Consider the following 20,527-nt stretch of genomic DNA (forward strand, 5'->3'; position numbering starts at 1 on the left):
CCGCTGCCGGCGAGCCTCCTTCGGGAGGCTCGCTTTGCGTTCGGGACCGGCGCTGGTGTATGATAAGAGGCGTACATAGCTTTTATTTTGGAAGGCAGGAGTGATGACAAGTGGCAAAACAAGCGAAAATCACGCTCGAAAACGGCGGCGAGGTCGTTCTGGACCTGTTCGACAAGGACGCTCCGAATACGGTCGCGAACTTTGAAAAGCTGGCGAACGAAGGCTTCTATAACGGACTTACGTTCCATCGCGTCATCCCGGGCTTCGTCGCTCAGGGCGGCTGCCCGAACGGCACCGGCACCGGCGGTCCCGGCTATACGATCGACTGCGAGATCAACCCGAACAAGCATGAGCGCGGCTCGCTCGCGATGGCTCATGCCGGACGCAATACCGGCGGCAGCCAGTTCTACATCTGCTACCAGCCGCAGCCGCATCTGGACGGCCAGCACACCGTCTTCGGCAAGATTTCCAAAGGCATGGAATACATCGACGCGTTCAAAGGCCGCGACAAGATGGCCAAAGTCGAAGTCGTCGAAGTCTGACTTCCTCGCGCGGAAGGCTCTCGTCCGAGAGCCTTTTTGTCGTTTAATCCCGACTCGTCCGCTTGCTTTTTAGCGTGCAGGCAAGTAAGATGAGTCATGCAAGCAATTGAATTCAAGCGAACCTTCGGGGCTGGGTGAAATTCCCGGGCCGGCGGTGATCCGTACCTGGCGCGTCTTCGGCATATGCCGCGGCTCGCCGGGGACGGTCAGTCCGTGACCCGCATGACCGCTTCTGCGCTTCCCTCGACCGAGGGCGCGTCGAGCGCATGCGGCTGACCTGGTGAAACTCCGGGACCGACAGTATAGTCTGGATGGGAGAAGGCTCGCTGCAAGACAGGCATGCATGAAGGCAGCTCCTCCATCATTGGAGGAGTCTGTTCAAGTCCGCCGCCCAGACATCGAGATCGGTTCCGCGCTGCCGCCCGGAGTCTGTCTTCCGATTCGATCCGGGACGGCGGTCTGTTCCCGCATTTCCAGGACGGCTTTTTTGGCTATCCGGTCGATCGGGCTCCTGCTCCTGCCGCGCGGCGACGTTTCCGACATTCCATCACCCCCGAAGGGCGCTCCAGGCGTCAATCGGGGGTGTTTTTGCATTGCGGGAAACGATCGATGATCGATATTACATGGAGCTCGCGCTCGGCATGGCGGCCAAAACGGCCGGCCAGACCGGCATCAATCCGGCCGTCGGCTGCGTCATCGTCAAGGATGGCCGCATCGTCGGCCTCGGCGCCCATCTCAAGCGGGGCGAAGGGCATGCCGAGCCGCACGCGCTGGCGATGGCGGGAGACGAAGCCCGGGGAGCGACGGCCTACGTCACGCTGGAGCCGTGCAGCCATTATGGCCGTACGCCGCCCTGCAGCGATCGGCTGATCGCGGCCGGAATCGCCCGCGTCGTCGTCGCGGAGCTCGACCCGAATCCGCTCGTCGCGGGCAGTGGCATGGCCAAGCTGCAGGCGGCGGGAATCGAGACGAAAACGGGCGTCATGGAAGCGGAGGCCAGGCGGCGGAGCGAGCCGTTCCGCAAGTTCATCACGACCCGGCTGCCCTATGTCACGCTCAAGACAGCCTCCACGCTGGACGGCCGCATCGCCGCGGCGAGCGGGGACAGCCGCTGGGTGACGGGGCCGGAGGCGCGCGAGGCCGTGCATGCGATGCGGCATCGCCATATGGGCATCCTCGTCGGCATCGGCACGGTGCTGGCGGACGACCCGAGCTTGACGACGCGGCTGTCCGTGCCGGGCCTGCATCCGGCGAGAATTGTCGCCGACTCGAGCTTGCGGCTGCCGCTGGACGCGAAGCTCGTGCAGGACGGAGCCGCGCCGACGATCGTCCTGACGTCGGAAGCCGCAGACGAAGGCCGAGCGGCCGCGCTGAGGGCGGCCGGCGTCGAGGTCATCCGCTGCGGCAGCGGCAGCTCGGTCGATCTGCGCGAGGCGATGAGACGGCTCGGCGAGCTGGAGCTCGGCTCGATCCTGCTCGAGGGCGGCGGAAGGCTGAACGGCTCGATGCTGGAGGCGGGGCTGGTCGATCGGATCTGCCTGTTCCTCGCGCCCAAGATCATCGGCGGCGAGGACGCGCCGTCGTCGTTCCGGTTCGCCGGCTTCGAGCGGATGGCCGACGCGATCGAGCTGGACGACGTCGAGGTGGAGCGCTATGGACGCGATATATGCATCAGCGGCAAGCCAGCCGCCAAGGGAGGGATCGGCTGACATGTTCACCGGATTGATCGAAGAGATCGGAGAGCTGCGCGGCGCGGCGCGAAAAGGAGAGGCGATGGTGCTCCGCATCGGCGCCGCCAAAGTGCTGGAGGGCGTCCGGCTCGGGGACAGCATCGCCGTCAACGGCGTCTGTCTGACCGTGACTGGATGCGGGCCCGACAGCTTCGAGGCCGACGTCATGCCGGAGACGTACCGGCATACGAATCTGGGCGGGCTGCCGGCGGGCAGCCCGCTCAACCTGGAGCGGGCGATGCGCGCGGACGGCCGCTTCGGCGGGCATATCGTCCAGGGCCATGTGGACGGCATCGGGCGGATCGTCGAGCGCAGGGCGTACGCCAACGCGGTGCTGTTCACGATCCGGCCCGCGGACGAAGGGCTGCGCCGCTACATCATTCCGCGCGGTTCAATTGCCGTGGACGGCATCAGCCTGACTGTGACGGAGGCGGGCGAGGACGCCTTTTCGGTGTCGATCATCCCGCATACGCTCGCCGAAACCGTGCTGCAGAGCAAGCAGGCGGGAGCGACCGTCAATCTGGAATGCGACGTGCTCGGCAAATATGTCGACCATCTGCTGCGGTTCGGCGGCAGAGGGGACGCCGCAGCCGCCGGCAGGCCGGGAGGCGCGGCCGGCGGCCCGCTGACGGCCGCTTTCCTGGCGGAGAACGGATTCGCATGAGCCAAGGCAACGAAGGAGGAGCAAGCATGGAACGATTACACCATCAAGACGGGGCGGCGCCATTCGATGCGATCGAGGATGCGGTGCAGGATCTGCTGGCCGGCAAGCCGGTCATCGTCGTCGACGACGAGGATCGCGAGAACGAGGGCGATCTGATCGCGCTCGCCGATACGATCTCGCCGGCCGTCATCAACTTCATGATTACCGAGGCGCGCGGGCTCGTCTGCGTGCCGATCGAGGCGGAGCGGGCGCGAGAGCTCGACCTGCCGCCGATGGTCGTCCGCAATACGGACTACCACGGCACCGCGTTCACCGTCTCCGTCGACCATGTGAGCACGACGACCGGCATCTCCGCACATGAGCGCGCCGAGACGGTGCGGGCGCTCGTCGACGGCGCGGCCCGCGCGGACGATTTCCGCCGCCCGGGCCATATATTCCCGCTGATCGCCAAGGACGGCGGCGTGCTGCGGCGCGCCGGCCATACGGAAGCGGCGATCGATCTGGCCAAGCTGTGCGGCGCCAAGCCCGGCGCGGTCATCTGCGAGATCATCCGCGAGGACGGCACGATGGCGCGGCTGCCGGACCTGGCGGACTTCAAGCGCAAGCATGATCTCAAGCTGATTACGATCCAGTCGCTGATCGAGCATCGGCGCCGCCGCGAGCAGCTGGTGCAGCGGGTCGTCGAGGTAAACATGCCGACCGACTTCGGCGTCTTCCGCGCGGTCGCCTACACGAACGAGGTGGACGACAAGGAGCATGTCGCGTTCGTCAAAGGACAGATCGATCCGGAGCAGCCGACGCTCGTGCGGGTGCATTCCGAATGCCTTACCGGCGACGTGTTCCACTCCCGCCGCTGCGACTGCGGTCCGCAGCTGGCGGCGGCGCTGCGCCAGATCGAGGAGGCGGGCAGCGGCGTGCTGCTCTACATGCGTCAGGAAGGGCGCGGCATCGGCCTCATCAACAAGCTCAAAGCCTATCAGCTTCAGGAGCAGGGGCTCGACACGGTCGAGGCGAACCTGAAGCTCGGCTTCGGGCCCGACCTGCGGGAGTACGGCATCGGCGCGCAGATCCTGCGCGATCTCGGCGTCCGCCGGATGCGGCTCATGACGAACAATCCGCGCAAGATCCGCGGCCTCGAGGGGTACGGACTGAGCGTGGCCGAGCGGGTGCCGATCCAGATGGAGCGCAACGAGAGCAACACGAATTACTTGAACACGAAAAAAACGAAGCTTGGCCATCTGTTGGAGTTTGAAATTTAAGCCGAATAAATTAGAATAGAAGGATGGGTTTGAAAACATGACGAAATATTACGAAGGACATCTGGTATCGCAAGGGCTGAAATACGGCGTCGTCGTCGGCCGCTTCAACGAATTCATCACCGGCAAGCTGCTGAGCGGCGCGCTCGACGCGTTCAAGCGCCATGGCGCGGGCGAGGACGAGGTGGAGGTCGCGTGGGTGCCGGGAGCGTTCGAGATTCCGCTGATCGCGCAAAAGATGGCGGAGAGCGGCAAGTACGATGCCGTCATCACCCTCGGCGCCGTCATCCGGGGCTCCACCCCGCATTTCGACTATGTATGCAGCGAGGTCGCCAAGGGCGTCGCCGCGATCAATCTGAAAACCGGCGTGCCGACGATCTTCGGCGTGCTGACGACGGATTCGATCGAGCAGGCGGTGGAGCGCGCGGGGACGAAGGCCGGCAACAAAGGCTGGGAAGCCGCTGCCGCCGCGATCGAGATGGCGAATCTGACGCGGGCGATTCAAGGCTGAGCCTGGCCTGAGGCGAGACAGCGGCCTTTAGCTTCGCGATACCGGCGGACAGGAAGAGGTGGAGCGGCATGAGCCTATTGTACAAACTGGAAGCATTCGAAGGGCCGCTGGATCTGCTGCTTCACTTGCTGGACAGGGAAGAGATCGACATCTACGACATTCCGATCAGCCGGATCGCGGATCAGTACATGGACTACCTGCATGCGATGCAGGAGTTCGAGCTGGACGTGACGAGCGAGTTCCTCGTGATGGCCGCGACGCTGCTGGCGATCAAGAGCGGGCAGCTGCTGCCCCGCCCTCCCGTCATGGACGAGTACGAGGACGCCTGGGACGACGAAGGCATGCTCGATCCCCGCGACGAGCTCGTGCAGAAGCTGGTGGAATACCGCCGCTACAAGCAGATCGCCGAGCATCTGCGCGACCGCGAGATGGCGCGCAGCCTCGTCTACAGCAAGGAGCCCGAGGACCTGACGACGTACATGAAGGAGGACGACACCCATCCGCTGGAAGGGCTCGACCTCGGCGACATCATGGCGGCGTTCCGGCGGGCGCTCCGCAAGGCGGCCAGGCGGACGCATGTCGCCCGCATCCATCGGGACGAGATATCCGTCAAGGACCGCATCCGCGACATCTCGGAGCTGCTGCGCGAGCATGAGACCGCGCTGTTCTCCCGGCTCGTAGGCGAAGCGGTGGAGCGCCACGAGATCGTCGTGACGTTCCTCGCGATCCTCGAGCTGATGAAGATGAAGCAGGTCCGCGTCTTCCAGAACAGTCTGTTCGATGATATCGTCATCCATTGGAGAGGGGAAGCGTCGGATCGTGATGGTTCAGCAGCTGAAATCGATTATTGAGGGATTATTGTTCATGGCTGGCGACGAGGGCTTGACGATCCGGCAGATCGCCGAGATCGTGGAGATCGACCAGCGCCTGTCGGAGGATCTCGTGCGCGAGCTCAAGGCCGATCTGGAGCAGGCCGGGCGCGGCATCCGCATCGCCGAGGTCGCCGGAGCGTTCCGTTTCACGACCCATCCGGAGCATGCGCCTTATTTCGAGCGGATGGCCTACTCGCCGTCCCGTTCGACACTGTCGCAGGCGGCGCTGGAGACGCTGGCGATCATCGCCTACCGCCAGCCGATCACGAGGGTCGAGATCGAGGAGATCCGCGGGGTCAAAAGCGAGAAAGCGATCCAGACGCTCGTCGCGAAGGATCTGATCGAGGAAAAAGGGCGCGCCGAGCAGATCGGACGTCCGATCCTGTACGGCACGACCCGCTCCTTCCTCGACCATTTCGAGCTGGGCTCGCTCGAAGCGCTGCCGGAGCCGGCGGCGATGACGCCCGAGGCGGAGCTCGAGGAGCAGACGCAGCTGCTGTTCGGCCGCCTGGACGGCCGCCAAGGCTCATCTTCCGAGCCCTAAGCGACATCTACGAAAAAGATCGGCTGCGGGCCGGTCTTTTTTGTCATTTCTGGGCATGCTATCCGGGAAAAGGCAGCGGTCCGGCCATCGGCGCGCGCTCTTGCTGCCGAATGACGGAAAGGGGGTCGAATCCGAATGGGAGCATGGTTCGGCTGGCTGGCGGTCGTCCTCGTGCCGCTGCTGCTCGCCGCCGCGATCGCGGCCGTTCCGGTCCGCGCCCGCGCGGAGCTGTCGCGGCATGAAGGCGACGACAATCTGTCCCTTCAGGTGAAGACGCTGTTCGGATTGCTGAAGTTCAAGTGGGAAATTCCGATGATGAAGCTCGGCAAAAATGGGCTGCAGGTGGAGGAGCTCGCGCAGGCCGACAGTCCATCGCTGCTACATGCCGAATCGGCGGACAAGAAGGATATCGGCGCCTCGCGCATCGCCGAGCTGCTGCAGGATGCCTGGAAGCTGCTGCGGCGGACGGAAAACCTGACCGGCCTGGTGCGGCGCACGCTGAACAAGGTGGAGATCAGCCGCTGGACGTGGCGGACGACGATCGGCACCGGAGACGCAGTCTGGACGGCGATGTCGACCGGCGCGGTCTGGTCGCTGCAGACGGCCGCGCTCGGCCTGCTGTCGCAGCTGTGCCGGCTCACCGCCAAGCCGCAGATGGACGTTCAGCCCGACTACCGCTCGGCACGGTTGGAGACGAGCTTCGACTGCATAGCGGAAATCCGCTTGGGCAATGCTATCCTTGCCGGACTGCAGCTGCTGGTCCGGATGATGAGAACGGAAGGAGGCGTCAGACTGTGGCAGAACATCCTATTCAAGGCCTGATGCAAACCGCCATGGAGAATATCAAGGAAATGGTGGATGTCAACACGATCGTCGGCGATCCCGTGCAGACGCCGGACGGAAGTGTCATTATGCCGATCAGCAAAGTCGGTTTTGGATTCGTGGCCGGCGGCAGCGACATCCGCATGGACGGCGGGGCGCGCAGCAGCTCGACCCATGCCGACGGGCATAACGCGCAGGTCGCGCTGCCGTTCGGCGGCGGCAGCGGCGGCGGCGTATCGATTACGCCGATCGCGTTCCTCGTCGTCGGCACGCAAGGCGTGCGCGTCGTTCCGCTCGACAACCAGACGCATTTGGTCGAGCGCGTCATCGACGCGGTGCCGGGAGCCTTCGAGAAGATCCAGGGCATGTTCCGTCATCACGACGGAGTCGAGCGCGTCGAGAGCACTCTTATCACGAGCGATCCGATTCTTTAGCGCCGCGGACTCGTCCCGGCTGCTGCAAGCGGCTGTCCTCTCCGGAGGACAGCTTTTTTGCGGTTTCCGGCCGGACAGGACCGGCTTGTTCATATCGGCCGGACAAGATACATACAATGGCAGCAGGAGACGGGGGCCGCCAGCGGCTTTCGCATGCCAGGAGGAGGAAGGATACCGTGGCTATTGCAGGTGCGTGGAAACGAACGGCCGCCGCCGCCGCAGGTCTCGCGCTGCTCGGCGCGAGCCTGCTCTCGGCGCCGACGGCAAAGGCGGCGGACGCTCCCCGTCCGCCGACGACGAGCGCGCGCGCGGCCGCGCTGATCGACGTCGAGTCGGGCCGGCTGCTGTACAGCAGCGAAGCGGCCGACGAGCCGATGCGGATCGCCAGCCTGACCAAGATCATGACGGCCATTACGGCGATCGAGGAAGGCGACCTGGACAGCACGGTCACGGTCGGTCTGCGAGCCGTCGGCAAGGAAGGCTCGTCGATCTATTTGAAGCTGGGCGAGAAGATGAAGCTGAAGGACATGCTGTACGGCCTCATGCTGCGCTCCGGCAACGATGCCGCGACGGCGATCGCGGAGCATGTCGGCGGCTCGGAGGAAGGCTTCGTGAAGATGATGAACGAGAAGGCGGCCTGGATCGGGCTCGAGCGGTCCACGTTCATGAACCCGCACGGGCTGGATCAGGAGGGCCATCTGTCGACGGCGAACGATCTGGCGAAGCTGACCGCCTATGCGCTGAAAAATCCCGTGTTCGCGGAAATCGTCGGCACGAAGGTGCACAAGGCGCCGAATCCGTTCGACAGCTGGGACTACAGCTGGGCGAACAAGAACAAGATGCTCGCCTTGTACGACGGCGCCGACGGCGTCAAGACGGGCTACACGAAGACGGCGCTGCGCTGCCTCGTCAGCTCGGCGACGAGGGACGGCCAGCAGCTGGCCGCCGTGACGCTGAACGACCGGGACGACTGGCATGACCATGCGTCGATGCTGGACTGGGGCTTCGAGCATTACGAGCTGAAGACGCTGGCGTCGAAAGGCGAGCCGCTCAAGGGATACTCGCTGGCGTCGGGCCGCCAGCTGCGCTATCCGCTGGCGGAGGGCGAGGAGGCCGGCCTGTCCAACCGCCTCGTGCTGCTCAGCCGCGAGAAGGACGCGCTCGCCTATGCGCTCGGCGAGCGGGGAAGGCTCGAGTGGACGCTGGACGGACGCGCGATCGGAGCGGTGCCCGTCTACGACGCAGGCAGCCCGCGGATCGGCCAGCCGGACCGCGCGACGGCATCGTTCCGGCCTGGAGGCATGTTCTCCAGCCGTCCCGCCAGCCTCGGCGCGGCGCTGTCGAGGAGCCTGAAGGCGCTGTTCGCGACGGGAGGGGAGTGAGCCGATGGTCAACTGGATCTGGCTCGGCTTCATCGTCGTCAGCGTCGTCGTGGCGGCCGCCACCGGACGCATGGATGCGGTCACTCAGGCGGCGTTCGACGGAGCGAAAAACGGCGTGACGATCTGCTTCGGCCTGGTCAGCATTCTCGTGTTCTGGATGGGGCTGATGCGGATTGCCGAGGATGCCGGCCTGCTGGCGCGGCTCGCCCGGCTGCTCAGCCCGTTCGTCCGCCTTCTCTTTCCCGACGTGCCCAAGGGCCATCCCGCGCTCGGCTACATCATGAGCAACATGAGCGCCAACATCCTCGGCCTCGGCAACGCCGCCACCCCGATGGGCATCAAGGCGATGCAGGAGCTGCAGAAGCTGAATCCCGATCCCGCGACGGCGACGCCGGCGATGTGCACGCTGCTCGCGCTCAACACGTCCAGCATCACGCTCGTGCCGACGACGCTGATCGCGATCCGCATGAATTACGGCTCGGCCAATCCGGCGGAGATCGTCGGCACGACGCTGGCGGCGACGGCCGTCGCCACGGCCGCGGCGATTCTGCTCGACCGCTGGTACCGCAGCCGGAGCAAGCAGCCGCCGATGGCGCCGCCGGCCGGAGGGGCTGCGAGCCGCCCCCGCCGCGCGGCGCGCTCTCCGGGCCGGCTCGGCGGGCGGCGCGAGCTGCCTCCAGAAGCGTAAGGGGGGAGGAGCATGCATTCGTTCATCAATCTGCTGTCGGCTTGGATGATTCCCGCGATCATCGCCTTCATTCCTTTATACGGCGCGTTCCGCAAGGTGCCGGTGTACGAGACGTTCACGGAAGGGGCCAAGGAGGGCTTCGGCACCGCCATCGGCATCATCCCGCATCTGGTCGGCATGATGGTCGCGATCAGCATGTTCCGCGCCTCCGGCGCGCTGGACTACGTCACCGGCGCGATGGAGCCGATGCTGCGCCAGCTCGGCGTTCCCGGCGAGGTGCTGCCGCTCTCGCTGCTGCGGCCGCTGACCGGGGCGGGCTCGCTCGCCTATACTTCCGACCTGATCGCGACCTACGGACCCGACAGCATGATCGGAAGGATCGCCTCGACGATCCAAGGGAGCACGGACACGACGCTGTACGTGCTCACGGTCTACTTCGGCGCGATCGGCATCCGGCGCACGCGCTACGCGCTCAAGGTCGGGCTGTTCTCCGACCTGGTCGGCTTCCTTGCCGCCGTCTTCATCTGCCTCTACGTATTCGGCTGAACCGTGCGTACTGCCGCGGCCGGCGCCTTCTCTGCGGAGAGGGCGCCGGCTTTTTGCCGTGGTGGGACGGCAGGGGGCTCCCTTGTGCTTTTTCGGGACAATCGGTATGATGGTGGGTGAGGTGAACTTAATTGGAACGATTACAAAAAATCCTCGCCGCCGCCGGAGTCGCCTCCCGCCGCAAGTGCGAGGAGCTGATCGCGAGCGGCGCGGTCGAGGTGAACGGCAAAGTGGTCCGCGAGCTGGGAACGAAGGCGGATCCGGCGACGGACGAGATCACGGTGAAAGGCAAGCCGATCGCCTCCGAGAAAAAGATCTATTTGATGATGAACAAGCCGAAGGGCGTCATCACGAGCGCATCCGATCCGAAGGGGCGCAAGATCGTGAGCGACTTCCTGCCCGGCATCAAGGAGCGGGTCTACCCGGTCGGACGGCTCGACTACGATACGGAAGGGCTGCTGCTGCTGACGAACGACGGCGAATTCGCCAATCTGCTCACGCATCCGAGCCATCACGTTCCGAAGACGTATCTGGCGACGGTCAAGGGCGTCCCGCACGGCAGCGCGCTCGAGAGGCTGCAAAAGGGCATCAAGCTCGAGGACGGCATGACCGCCCCGGCCGAAGCCGACTATCACGACGTCGACGTCGATGCCGGAGTCGCGACGATCGCGATTACGATCTACGAGGGACGCAACCGCCAGGTGCGGCGCATGTTCGACGCGATCGGCCATCCGGTGGCGCGGCTCAAGCGGATCAAGTTCGGCCATCTCGTTCTGGAGAACATGCAGCGCGGCAAGTTCCGCCATCTGACGCTGTCCGAGATCAAGGAGCTGCGCGACGCGGCGCTTTCACATAATGGTCACAAAAAGTAACGGGGCCGTGCGCTGCTCCGTCTCTTCTTGCCGTTATAATGAAGAGGAAGAAACGCTTACATAAGGTGGTGGCATGAAGATGAAGGGCGCTGCCCGCAAGCCGGTGCAAATCCTCATTTTCCTCGGCGTCTTGCTGCTGGGCGGTTATGCCATCGGCAAGACGCTGTTTGCGTCGAAGGACGGCCTTCCGATGCCGGGCGACAAGCCCCCGGAGTTCACCCTTTCGACGCTGGACGGGCGTACGGTGTCGCTCTCCGATTACGAGGGCAAGCCCGTCGTCCTCAATTTCTGGGGCAGCTTCTGCCCGCCCTGCGTCAAGGAGATGCCGGAGTTCCAGCGTCAATACGACAAATGGAAAAGCGAGGGGCTGGAGGTGCTCGCCGTCAATCTGAGCGAGGACAACCTGACCGTCCGCAATTTCGTGGCGGGCAAGAACCTGACCTATCCGATTCTGCGCGACGTCGATAAGGAGACCGAGCGCAGGTATCGTCTCCGCTCGTATCCGACAACCTTCTTCATCCGGCCGGACGGCAAGCTGGAGGAGGTCTACCAGGGAGGCATGACGGAGCAGGATATCGAGGAGCGCGTGCTCAAGCTGATCGAAGAGAGCTGACGCAGCCCCAGATTGCTCCGCCGCATCCAAGCTACATGACAGGAGGCTACACCGGTGTTCCAAAACACCAAATGCGAATGCGGCCATCAGAACCCGGCCGGCACCGTGCTCTGCGAGGCGTGCGGACGCTCGCTCGACGAGGGCGGCGCGGCCGAGGAGCTGCTCGAGATGCGCTACGACGGCGCGGCGAGGCGCTCCCAGAAGAGCCATCCTTCCGTGCTGGACCGGGTCTGGAACTTCTTCTCCTCGGTCAAGATCGCCGTCTACATGATCGTCATCACGCTGATCGGCGCCTCGCTCGGCACGATCTATCCGCAGGAGAACACCTTCCTGACGACGCAGGATCTCGGAGACTACTACCGGGATACGTACGGCTTGTCCGGCGAGATCTACTACGCGCTCGGCTTGTCCCACACGTTCGAATCGTGGTGGTTCGTCTCGCTGCTCGTCCTGATCGGCACCTCGCTCGTCGTCTGCAGCCTCGACCGCGTGCTGCCGCTGTACCGCGCGCTGAACAAGCAGCAGATCCGCAAGCACGAGTCGTTCCTGCTGCGGCAGCGGGCCGCATACCGCGGCGACATCGAGGGCGACCCCGAGGCGTGGATCGACCGCTTCGAGCAGGCCGCGCGCAAGCGCCGATACAAGGTCATCCGCAAGGACGGCGCGCTGCTCGCCGAGAAGCATCGGTTCAGCCGCTGGGGGCCATATATCAACCATATCGGCCTGATCGTCTTTCTCCTCGCCGTGCTCGCGAGAGCGGTGCCGGCCTGGCAGATGGACCAGTACGTGACGATACCCGAGGGCGACACCGTCCGCATCGAAGATACGAACTACTTCGTCAAGAACGAGAAGTTCACGGTCGAGTTCTACGGGGACGAGGAGCTTCCCGCGGAGCTCAAAGGCACGCTGAGAGCGAAGCTGTACCGGACGGACGCCGTCCTGTACGAATGCCGGAGCGGCTGCACGGCGGCTTCCGGACAGCCCGAGCTCGTGGAAGTCGCCCGCCATCCGATCGAAGTGAACAGCCCGCTCGAATACGACGGGCTCAAGCTGTACCAGTTCGACTTCGACAACAAGGCGGTGCTGCGCGAGGTCAAGCCGGTCGTCATCGACAAGACGACGGGCGAGACCTACGGTCCGTTCACGCTGAAGATGCGCGATCCCGAGACGACGTTCGAGGTCGGGCCGTACCGGCTGGAGCTGAAGCAGAACTTCATGGAGTTCGCGATCGGCGACGACGGCAATCCGATCACCAAGTCGCGGGATCCCAAGGCTCCGGCCTTCATCTTCCTCGTCTACGGCCCCGGCCTCGACGAGCAAGGAGAGCCGTACATCTACTTCCCGATGCAAAAGGACAAGGCCGCGTTCAGCCAGGACAAGCTGAACGCCGCGATCGCGGACCGGCTGGAGATCAAGGTGAACGGCATGGAGAACGTGAGCTTCGTCGAATATACGACGTTCCTCAACGTCCGCAAGGACCTCGCGATGCCGTATATCTGGGTCGGCCTCGGCATCTCGATGCTGGGCCTTGTCATGGGAGCGTACTGGCATCACCGCCGCATCTGGCTGCGCGTCGACGGCAGCCGCGCGACGATCGGCGCGCACACGAACAAAAACTGGTACGGCATGCGGGCGGATCTCGCGGCGGCGCTGAAGGCCGCGGGCAGCGAGACCGATCCGAAGAGCTTGGATAACGGAGGGAATCGGACGTGAATTGGCTTGATCTCAGCAGCTCCGCTTTCATAGCGGCATTTTTCCTGTATTGCTTCGGCTTTCTCTTTTATGTGATGGCTATCGCCGGCCGCAAATGGAGCCACGGCGATCCGGCGGGGCATGAGCGCAAATGGGGACGGATCGCGTTCATCGTCTCCGCCCTCGGCCTTGCCGCGCAGCTGACGTTCTTCTTCACCCGCTGGATCGGACAAGGGCATATTCCGGTCAGCAACATGTACGAGTTCATGACGTTCCTCGGCATGGCGGTCATGCTTGCCTTCGTCATCATCTTCCTGATCTACCGCAAGCCGATCCTCGGCATGTTCGCCTTGCCGCTCGTCATCATCATCATCGCCTACGCATCCGTCTTCCCGCAGGAATCGCAGCCGCTCATCCCGGCGCTCAATTCCTACTGGCTCAAGATCCATGTGACGACGGCCGCGCTCGGCGAGGCGTTCCTGGCGGTCGGCTTCGCCGCCGGCCTGCTGCATCTGCTGCGCACCGTCGACTACGGCAGCGGCGAGAAGCGCGCGCGCCGCGAGCGCTTCTGGGTCGAGGTCACGCTGTTCATGCTGATCGTCGCCGTCGGCTTCATCATCAGCGTGTTCAGCTTCCGCATGGCCGGCTACGAGGCGGAGTTCCGCCAGGAGACGGCGGACGTGACGCAGGCGGGCGAGGCGGTCTCGAACGTCGAGACGGTCCGCTACACGATGCCGCCGATCGTCCAGCCGTTCAACAGCGAGCTGCTGCACGCGGATTCGTTCCTCGGCGTGGACAAGCCGCTGTTCGAGGCGCCGTCCTGGATGAACGGCATCAACGCCGGCCGCAAGCTCAATACGGTCGTCTGGTCGCTGCTGGCGGGCGCCATCCTGTACGGCCTGCTGCGGCTCGCTTTCCGCAAGCAGCTCGGCGCCGTCATCCATCCGATGACGACCGACATCGATCCCGACGATCTGGACGAGATCAGCTACCGGGCGATCGCGATCGGCTTCCCGATCTTTACGCTGGGCGCGCTCATCTTCGCGATGATCTGGGCGCAGATCGCCTGGTCGCGCTTCTGGGGCTGGGATCCGAAGGAAGTCTGGGCGCTCATCACCTGGCTGTTCTACAGCGCCTACCTCCATCTGCGTCTCTCTCGCGGCTGGCACGGCAAGCGCTCGTCCTGGCTTACGGTCATCGGATTCGTTATTATTATGTTTACGCTGATAGGCGTCAATCTGGTCATCGCCGGCCTGCATTCGTACGCCGGAGTATAAAGGACTACCAAAGGAGCCGTGCCGCATGAGTGAATACGTGCACCGCATCCTCGTCGTGGACGACGAGGAGCGGATCCGCCGCTTGCTGAAAATGTACCTGGAGAAGGAAGGCTATCAGATCGAGGAGGCCGATGACGGCGAGCAGGCGCTGCGGCTCGCTTCCGGCCAGGACTTCGATCTGATCCTGCTCGACGTCATGCTTCCCGGCATGGACGGCATCGAGGTATGCAGCCGCCTCCGGCAGATCAAGGCGACTCCGGTCATCATGCTGACCGCCAAGGGCGAGGAGATGAACCGCGTGCAGGGCTTCGAGGTCGGCGCCGACGACTACGTCGTCAAGCCGTTCAGCCCGCGCGAGATCATCTACCGCGTCAAGGCGATCCTGCGCCGCTCCTCCGCGACCGCGTTCCTGACCCGGGAGACTGCGGCGAGCAGCAACATCGTCTTCCCTCATCTGGTCATCGAGCATGACGCCCACCGCGTCACCGCGGGCGGACACGAGGTCAGCCTGACGCCCAAGGAGTACGAGCTGCTCCATTACTTGGCGGTCAGCCCGGACAAGGTATTCTCGCGCGAGGAGCTGCTCAAGGACGTCTGGAACTACGAGTTCTTCGGCGATCTGCGGACGGTCGACACCCATGTGAAGCGGCTGCGCGAAAAGCTGAACAAGGTCTCGACGGAAGCGGCTTCCATGATTACGACCGTATGGGGCGTCGGCTACAAGCTCGAGGTGCCGAAGTAACCGATGCGCTGGCTGTGGAGAAGCGTCGTCGGCAAGCTGTGGATCACGATCATGCTGCTCGTGGCGGTCGTGCTGATCATTCTCGGCATGTTCCTCCTGCAGTATATCGATATCGCTTTTGACGAGCCGTTCCGGGTCAAGCTGCTGTTCGTCTACATCGGGATCATCGGATTCCTGCTGTCCACCTTCTTCGCGTTTTTCCTCTCCAGCAAGATCACGCAGCCGCTCCTGCAGCTGAAGGACGCGGCGAACCTGATCTCGGAGGGCGACTACCGCACCCGCGTGCCGATCCGCTCCTCGGACGAGATCGGCGAGCTGGCGGGCGCGTTCAACCGGATGGGGGCCGATCTGCAGGAGTTCTTCACCGATCTGAACCACGAAAAGGAGCATCTGTCGAGCGTGCTGCGCAGCATGGCCGACGCGGTGCTGACGATGGATGCCTCCGGGCGCATCGTCCTGACGAATCCGCCCGGAGAACGGCTGCTCGAACGGCTGCGCATGGCCGCTTGGGACGAGGAAGAGGATCGGGCGGCCGGCTCCGATGCCGCGCCGGGGCCGCTGCGGGAGCTGTTCCGCACCGTCATCGCGGAAGGCAGCGACCTCAGCGAAAAGCTGCAGGTGCAGGGCGGGGTCTGGTCCGTCGTCATGGCGCCGCTCAAGTCCGACGATACGGTGCGCGGAGTCGTCGCGGTGCTTCGCGACGTGACCGAGGAGCATCGCCTGGAGAAGCTGCGGCGGGACTTCGTCGCCAACGTGTCCCATGAGATCCGCACGCCGCTGTCCATGCTCCAGGGCTACAGCGAGGCGCTGCTGGACGACATCGCGGCATCCCCCGAGGAGCGCCGCGAGCTCGTCCAGGTCATCCACGACGAGTCGCTGCGGATGGGCCGCCTCGTCAAGGACCTGCTCGATCTGGCCCGCATGGAGGCGGGCCATGTGGAGCTCAGCCTCGGTGTCGTCGATCTCGATGCGCTGCTGCGCCGCGTCGCGCGCAAATTCAGCGTGTATACGGGAGATCGAGGCATCCGCCTGGAGGTAGAGGCGCCGGAAGCGCCGATCGTGCTTTTGCAGGCGGACGAGGATCGGCTCGAGCAGGTGCTGACCAATTTGCTCGACAACGCCGTGCGCCACAGCCCCGACGGCTCGCGCATCCGCCTCGCGCTCGGGATGAGCGGAGGGCAGGGGGGGCGGCAAGCGAGACTGGAGGTCGAGGATGAAGGGCAAGGCATCCCGGAGGAGGACGTTCCGTTCATCTTCGAGCGCTTCTACAAGGCGGACAAGGCCCGCAAGCGCGGCTCCTCCGGCGGCACCGGACTCGGCCTGGCGATCGTCCGCAACATCGTCGAAGCCCATCAGGGCAGCATTCAGGTCCAGTCCAAAATCGGACGAGGCACGACATTCACGCTGCTGCTGCCTGTCGAACCGAATCCGATCCTGTCTTGACACCCTTTTCGAAGGGTGTTTTTTTGTTGAAGCAGAGGGGCAAATCTTGTTGCATGTGGAACAAACGCGCGCATGGCCGCGGATGAAAGCGAAAAAAGTCCGTCCCCGCAGGGACGGACTTCGCAGCCATTGATCGAGCGGCTTAGTAAAGGATGACTTCCTTGGCGGTCTTGAGCTCGTCGAGCTGGATCATCTCCGCCAGAACCGCCTTCGGCACGCCTTTGTCGACGGTCAGCACCATGATCGCGGCGCCGCCCTCGACCTGGCGTCCGACCTGCATCGTCGCGATGTTGACATCGTTGGAGCCGAGCAGCGTGCCGATGCGGCCGATGATGCCGGGACGGTCATGATGCGAGATGAGGACGAGATGGCCGGACGGAGCGACGTCGACCGTATACCCGTTGACCTGGACGATGCGCGGGCCGTAGCCGGTCAGCAGCGTGCCGGCGACATGCGTCGTCTCGCCGCGGCTTTTCAGCGTGACGCTGACGAGGTTCGTGAAGTCTTTGGCCGTATGGGACTTGTTGACGACGACGTTGACTCCGCGCTCCTTGGCCAAATAAAGCGAGTTGATGATGTTGACCTGGTCGCTGCCCAGATGATGGGCGAGAATGCCCTTGACGATGTAGCGGGTCAGCGGCTGGGTATCGAGCTCGGCCAGATCGCCGGAGAAGCCCACGGTAATCTCGCCGAACGGACCGTCCGTGATTTGAGCGGCGAGCGATCCGAGCTTCTCGCCGAGCTCGAAGTACGGCTGGAGCTGGGTCATGACTGCGGCCGCTACCGGAGGCATGTTGACCGCGTTCAGGAACGGCTCGTCGCGCAGGATATGGAGCACTTGCTCGGAGACGTCGATCGCGACGTTCTCCTGGGCTTCGATCGTCGAAGCGCCCAGATGCGGCGTCACGATGATTTTCGGATGCGTGAGGAAAGGATGGTCCGCTGCCGGAGGCTCCACCTCGAAGACGTCGAACGCCGCGCCGGCGACGATGCCTTCGTTGACCGCGTCGACAAGCGCGTACTCGTCGACGATGCCGCCGCGCGCGCAGTTGACGATGCGCATGCCGCGCTTCATCACCTTGAACTGCTCCGCGCCGATCATGTGGCGCGTCTCCGGCGTCAGCGGCGTGTGCACGGTCATGAAGTCGGCGCCGCGCACGATGTCGTCCACGCTCGCGAGCTTGACGCCGAGCTTCTCCGCCTTTTCTTCCGTGAGGAAGGGATCGTAGCCGAGGATGTCCATGCCGAACGCCTTGGCGCGCCGCGCGACCTCGCTGCCGATCCGCCCCATGCCCACGACGCCGAGCGTCTTGCCGCGCAGCTCGACGCCGACGAACGACTTGCGGTCCCACTGGCCGCCGACCGTCTTGGCGTACGCTTGCGGGATATGGCGGGCTACGGCCATCATCATGGCGAAGGTATGCTCGCATGTCGTGATGGTGTTGCCGTCCGGAGCGTTGATGACGATGACGCCCTTGCTCGTCGCGGCCGGCAGGTCGATGTTGTCGACGCCGACGCCCGCGCGTCCGACGACTTTGAGGGACGTGCCGGCTTCGAGCACTCTCGCGGTGACGCGGGTCTGGCTGCGCACGAGCAGCGCGTCGTACTCGCCGATGATGGCGACGAGCTCGTCCTCGCTCAGCCCGGGCTTCTTGTCGACCGTCACGTCCTCGGCGTCCATGAGCTGCTGGATGCCGAGATCGCTGATCGGATCGGATACTAACACTTTGAACATGGGGAATGCCTCCTAGCGAATGGTGGTTGCATACGGCAGGCGGGACGTCCCGGTAGGGGCGTCCGCGCCGGGTCATGCTATGGAAAGTGTATGCTGGCGAGCCAAGAAGAAAAAACGCCCGGCGTCATCGTGACCAGCCGGGACGGGTTCCTCTTCCGCAGCGCAGGGACGAGCTGTCCCATCCGCGTCCATCGCATACGGAAGCCGCCTTGATGACGGGGCTTCTGTATGGCTTCAATGCTTGTCCGTGCTAGAGCGCGATCGGCTGCAAACGCAGAATGCAGCGAGATCTGTCGAGAAACCGCGCATTCTGCAACCGAAGGCTGACCTTTACTATTCTAAAGCGGTGTTGTCCCAAATGCAATGAGAAAACTTGCTGGCCCTATAAATTTTAGCTATCATTCTTGCAGACCCGGATCAGCTTTCGGGCGGGAGGAAAAACGGAAGCTGCGGCAGCACCTCGGAGCCGTACAGCCGCGACTTGATCTGCCAGAAGTCGCCGCTGCGGACCGCGCCGGTGCCGCTCAGCAGCTCGACCGCGTCCTGGAAGCTCGTCAGGCCGAGCTTGTCGGCCTCGCCGGACTCGATCAGCTGGTCGACCGCTCCGGCCAGATCCTGCGGGAGGAAATCCCTCATCCGGCCTCGCTTGCTGAGCAGGTCGGCGACGAGCTTGTTCTTGACCGCGAGCGGGCTCGAGCTCCACTTGTCCAGGCTGACGACGCCGGCCAGCTCGGCCTGCCTCGGGATGGCCGAGCGCGTGGAGGACGCCCAGGCGAGCATGGCGGAATAATAGCGGTTCTGGCCGGAGAGCGAATCCGCCGTCGCCTGCTTGTAGTCCTTGTCCGCGCGCAGGGCGGTCAGGAAGCGCTCGGGCGTGCTTCCGGCGGCGGCGGATTTCTGATGCGAGGCCGCGTCGACGAAGCGGTCGAGGCTGCGCAGGTAGTCGGCGCGCGCCTCGGTCAACAGGCTTCCTTTCGCCTCCAGGGCGACCGCCTCGATCTCCTTGCGCTTTTTGGAGGCAAGCTCGCCGAGCTGCTCCAGCTGGCCGACCGACGGGGCGCTCGAGCGGGCTTCAAGACGACTTTCCATCTTGAGCCATTCGCTCTGAAATTCACGGTAGGGCGAAAATACGGTATGATAAAAGGACACGAGATCCTGCTGCGTATAGGCGACTGCCGTCTTCGCCGCCGCAGCCTGGAGCGATTTGGCCTCATAGCGGGTTTCCGTACGGGCGGAGCCGACCTCGACACCGGCGAAAAACGCGCCGACCGCCAGGGCGAGCATGAAGATGAGGCCGAGCGAGAAAAGCATTTGATAGCGGTTCAGATGTTTGTCCATAGGAATTCTCCTTGCGATCGGTTGATTGTCGGCTGTGATTACTTCAAGACAGGCGGGACTTCATGAAAAAATTCGATATCCGCAACATCCGTGTCCGCAGCGTGTCGGTCGACGAGCTGTCGGACCGCATGCTGCTGCTCAACCTGTATGTCACACAAGCGGTTACCCTTGTTATCGGCTTGGCCTGGTGTTTTTTTCAGGGCCGCAATCCGCTGGCGCTGCTCGGGCTTCCATCCGACGCGCGCTTCCTCTACTGGGGCTTCGGATTCGCGCTTGCCGTGCTGGCGGTCGACCTGATCCTTTCGCGCTGGGTGCCGGAGGAGGCGGCGGACGACGGCGGCGTCAACGAGCGCATTTTCCGCTGCCGGCCGGTCTGGCATATCGCGCTGCTCTCGCTCGTCGTGGCGGTGTGCGAGGAGATGCTGTTCCGCGGCGCGATCCAGCATAGCTTCGGTCCGTACTGGACCAGCATCCTGTTCGCGGCGATCCATGTCCGCTACCTCAAGCATTGGATTCCGACGGGCCTCGTCTTCGGCATCAGCTACGGCCTCGGATGGATCTACCTGCAGACCGATACGCTCTGGGCGCCGATCGCCGCCCATTTCGCGATCGACTTCATCATGGGCCTCATCATCCGATTCAGGAGGGAAGCATGAGCCGGATCGAAAAATTCGGGCGCAGGAGGCCGCTCGACAGGGCGGCGTCAGCCCGAGAGGAAAGCCGCGCGGAGAGCGGGGCGCCAGGAGCAGGATTGCCGCCCCGCCAAAGCAGGCATCCATCGCTGCGGCCGAAGCTGTCCCGGCTGCTTCTGCGCGCCTTGCTTT

The 20,527-nt window shown here is 64.1% G+C and carries 21 protein-coding genes and 1 riboswitch; of the genes, 19 read left to right on the top strand and 2 right to left on the bottom strand.

Annotation, left to right across the window (positions count from 1 at the left end; translation table 11 throughout):
• Positions 1 to 110: 110 nt before the first annotated feature.
• From NYE40_RS10575 to NYE40_RS10660, 18 genes are all read left to right on the top strand, one after another.
• The gene (locus NYE40_RS10575; RefSeq protein ID WP_028599823.1) at positions 111 to 542 is read left to right on the top strand and encodes a peptidylprolyl isomerase; all 432 of its coding nucleotides are present in this window, start codon (positions 111 to 113) and stop codon (positions 540 to 542) included.
• A gap of 116 nt (positions 543 to 658) precedes the next feature.
• A riboswitch (FMN riboswitch) is annotated at positions 659 to 869 on the top strand.
• 266 nt (positions 870 to 1,135) lie between these two features.
• Positions 1,136 to 2,251: a bifunctional diaminohydroxyphosphoribosylaminopyrimidine deaminase/5-amino-6-(5-phosphoribosylamino)uracil reductase RibD gene (gene ribD, locus NYE40_RS10580; RefSeq protein WP_228551430.1), complete on the top strand. Its 1,116-nt coding sequence runs from the start codon at positions 1,136 to 1,138 to the stop codon at positions 2,249 to 2,251.
• A 1-nt stretch (position 2,252) separates the two neighbouring features.
• Positions 2,253 to 2,936: a riboflavin synthase gene (ribE, locus tag NYE40_RS10585; protein WP_101809019.1), complete on the top strand. Its 684-nt coding sequence runs from the start codon at positions 2,253 to 2,255 to the stop codon at positions 2,934 to 2,936.
• Between the two features lie 26 nt (positions 2,937 to 2,962).
• Entirely contained in the window at positions 2,963 to 4,195 is a 1,233-nt protein-coding gene (locus tag NYE40_RS10590) for a bifunctional 3,4-dihydroxy-2-butanone-4-phosphate synthase/GTP cyclohydrolase II (RefSeq protein WP_228551432.1), read from the top strand.
• Between the two features lie 37 nt (positions 4,196 to 4,232).
• A complete protein-coding gene (ribE, locus tag NYE40_RS10595; protein ID WP_028599819.1) occupies positions 4,233 to 4,703 on the top strand; it encodes a 6,7-dimethyl-8-ribityllumazine synthase in 471 nt (156 codons plus the stop codon).
• Between the two features lie 68 nt (positions 4,704 to 4,771).
• A complete protein-coding gene (locus tag NYE40_RS10600) occupies positions 4,772 to 5,554 on the top strand; it encodes a segregation/condensation protein A (protein ID WP_028599818.1) in 783 nt (260 codons plus the stop codon).
• The gene (scpB, locus tag NYE40_RS10605; protein ID WP_101809021.1) at positions 5,523 to 6,119 is read left to right on the top strand and encodes an SMC-Scp complex subunit ScpB; all 597 of its coding nucleotides are present in this window, start codon (positions 5,523 to 5,525) and stop codon (positions 6,117 to 6,119) included. Before NYE40_RS10600 ends, scpB begins: the two co-directional genes overlap by 32 nt.
• A 135-nt stretch (positions 6,120 to 6,254) precedes the next feature.
• Positions 6,255 to 6,941, top strand: coding sequence for a DUF2953 domain-containing protein (locus NYE40_RS10610; RefSeq protein ID WP_101809022.1), 687 nt, complete (start codon positions 6,255 to 6,257; stop codon positions 6,939 to 6,941).
• Positions 6,914 to 7,375, top strand: a complete 462-nt coding sequence (ytfJ, locus tag NYE40_RS10615) for a GerW family sporulation protein (protein WP_028599815.1) — start codon at positions 6,914 to 6,916, stop codon at positions 7,373 to 7,375. Before NYE40_RS10610 ends, ytfJ begins: the two co-directional genes overlap by 28 nt.
• Before the next feature lie 245 nt (positions 7,376 to 7,620).
• On the top strand, positions 7,621 to 8,757 hold the full coding sequence (locus NYE40_RS10620; RefSeq protein ID WP_244912829.1) for a D-alanyl-D-alanine carboxypeptidase family protein: 1,137 nt from the start codon (positions 7,621 to 7,623) through the stop codon (positions 8,755 to 8,757).
• Positions 8,758 to 8,761: 4 nt separating this feature from the next.
• Complete coding sequence (locus tag NYE40_RS10625; RefSeq protein ID WP_084137428.1) at positions 8,762 to 9,445, top strand: nucleoside recognition domain-containing protein; 684 nt, start codon at positions 8,762 to 8,764, stop codon at positions 9,443 to 9,445.
• A gap of 12 nt (positions 9,446 to 9,457) precedes the next feature.
• Complete coding sequence (locus NYE40_RS10630; protein ID WP_028599814.1) at positions 9,458 to 9,991, top strand: spore maturation protein; 534 nt, start codon at positions 9,458 to 9,460, stop codon at positions 9,989 to 9,991.
• A 131-nt stretch (positions 9,992 to 10,122) separates the two neighbouring features.
• The gene (locus NYE40_RS10635) at positions 10,123 to 10,863 is read left to right on the top strand and encodes a pseudouridine synthase (protein WP_028599813.1); all 741 of its coding nucleotides are present in this window, start codon (positions 10,123 to 10,125) and stop codon (positions 10,861 to 10,863) included.
• Positions 10,864 to 10,936: 73 nt separating this feature from the next.
• Positions 10,937 to 11,476 carry a redoxin domain-containing protein gene (locus tag NYE40_RS10640; protein WP_228551434.1) on the top strand — a complete coding sequence of 180 codons (540 nt, stop codon included), beginning with the start codon at positions 10,937 to 10,939 and terminating at the stop codon, positions 11,474 to 11,476.
• Between the two features lie 54 nt (positions 11,477 to 11,530).
• Positions 11,531 to 13,189, top strand: a complete 1,659-nt coding sequence (locus NYE40_RS10645; protein WP_101809025.1) for a cytochrome c biogenesis protein ResB — start codon at positions 11,531 to 11,533, stop codon at positions 13,187 to 13,189.
• On the top strand, positions 13,186 to 14,445 hold the full coding sequence (ccsA, locus tag NYE40_RS10650; protein WP_101809026.1) for a cytochrome c biogenesis protein CcsA: 1,260 nt from the start codon (positions 13,186 to 13,188) through the stop codon (positions 14,443 to 14,445). The genes NYE40_RS10645 and ccsA overlap by 4 nt, the downstream gene beginning before the upstream one ends.
• Positions 14,446 to 14,470: 25 nt before the next feature.
• Positions 14,471 to 15,187, top strand: coding sequence for a response regulator transcription factor (locus NYE40_RS10655; RefSeq protein ID WP_028599809.1), 717 nt, complete (start codon positions 14,471 to 14,473; stop codon positions 15,185 to 15,187).
• Positions 15,188 to 15,190: 3 nt separating this feature from the next.
• Positions 15,191 to 16,630: an ATP-binding protein gene (locus tag NYE40_RS10660; RefSeq protein WP_101809027.1), complete on the top strand. Its 1,440-nt coding sequence runs from the start codon at positions 15,191 to 15,193 to the stop codon at positions 16,628 to 16,630.
• Positions 16,631 to 16,772: 142 nt separating this feature from the next.
• Here the strand turns inward: NYE40_RS10660 and serA are convergent, their stop codons facing one another.
• Both serA and NYE40_RS10670 read right to left on the bottom strand, forming a co-directional pair.
• Positions 16,773 to 18,365 carry a phosphoglycerate dehydrogenase gene (serA, locus tag NYE40_RS10665; RefSeq protein ID WP_028599807.1) on the bottom strand — a complete coding sequence of 531 codons (1,593 nt, stop codon included), beginning with the start codon at positions 18,363 to 18,365 and terminating at the stop codon, positions 16,773 to 16,775.
• A 417-nt stretch (positions 18,366 to 18,782) separates the two neighbouring features.
• The gene (locus tag NYE40_RS10670) at positions 18,783 to 19,703 is read right to left on the bottom strand and encodes a hypothetical protein (protein ID WP_101809028.1); all 921 of its coding nucleotides are present in this window, start codon (positions 19,701 to 19,703) and stop codon (positions 18,783 to 18,785) included.
• A gap of 62 nt (positions 19,704 to 19,765) precedes the next feature.
• Here NYE40_RS10670 and NYE40_RS10675 point away from each other — a divergent pair, with 62 nt between their 5' ends.
• Positions 19,766 to 20,359, top strand: coding sequence for a type II CAAX endopeptidase family protein (locus NYE40_RS10675; protein WP_101809029.1), 594 nt, complete (start codon positions 19,766 to 19,768; stop codon positions 20,357 to 20,359).
• Positions 20,360 to 20,527 lie beyond the last annotated feature (168 nt).

Origin of the sequence: Paenibacillus sp. FSL W8-1187, from assembly GCF_037965485.1 — a bacterium.
GTDB lineage: Bacteria > Bacillota > Bacilli > Paenibacillales > Paenibacillaceae > Paenibacillus_O > Paenibacillus_O pasadenensis.

Coding starts and splice junctions, on each gene's coding strand:
- NYE40_RS10660 (WP_101809027.1), top strand. CDS start 15,191: ATGCGCTGGCTGTGGAGAAGCGTCGTCGGCAAGCTGTGGATCACGATC.
- serA (WP_028599807.1), bottom strand. CDS start 18,365: ATGTTCAAAGTGTTAGTATCCGATCCGATCAGCGATCTCGGCATCCAG.
- NYE40_RS10600 (WP_028599818.1), top strand. CDS start 4,772: ATGAGCCTATTGTACAAACTGGAAGCATTCGAAGGGCCGCTGGATCTG.
- NYE40_RS10675 (WP_101809029.1), top strand. CDS start 19,766: ATGAAAAAATTCGATATCCGCAACATCCGTGTCCGCAGCGTGTCGGTC.
- NYE40_RS10590 (WP_228551432.1), top strand. CDS start 2,963: ATGGAACGATTACACCATCAAGACGGGGCGGCGCCATTCGATGCGATC.
- NYE40_RS10610 (WP_101809022.1), top strand. CDS start 6,255: ATGGGAGCATGGTTCGGCTGGCTGGCGGTCGTCCTCGTGCCGCTGCTG.
- NYE40_RS10655 (WP_028599809.1), top strand. CDS start 14,471: ATGAGTGAATACGTGCACCGCATCCTCGTCGTGGACGACGAGGAGCGG.
- NYE40_RS10640 (WP_228551434.1), top strand. CDS start 10,937: ATGAAGATGAAGGGCGCTGCCCGCAAGCCGGTGCAAATCCTCATTTTC.
- NYE40_RS10630 (WP_028599814.1), top strand. CDS start 9,458: ATGCATTCGTTCATCAATCTGCTGTCGGCTTGGATGATTCCCGCGATC.
- NYE40_RS10625 (WP_084137428.1), top strand. CDS start 8,762: ATGGTCAACTGGATCTGGCTCGGCTTCATCGTCGTCAGCGTCGTCGTG.
- ribE (WP_101809019.1), top strand. CDS start 2,253: ATGTTCACCGGATTGATCGAAGAGATCGGAGAGCTGCGCGGCGCGGCG.
- NYE40_RS10670 (WP_101809028.1), bottom strand. CDS start 19,703: ATGGACAAACATCTGAACCGCTATCAAATGCTTTTCTCGCTCGGCCTC.
- ribE (WP_028599819.1), top strand. CDS start 4,233: ATGACGAAATATTACGAAGGACATCTGGTATCGCAAGGGCTGAAATAC.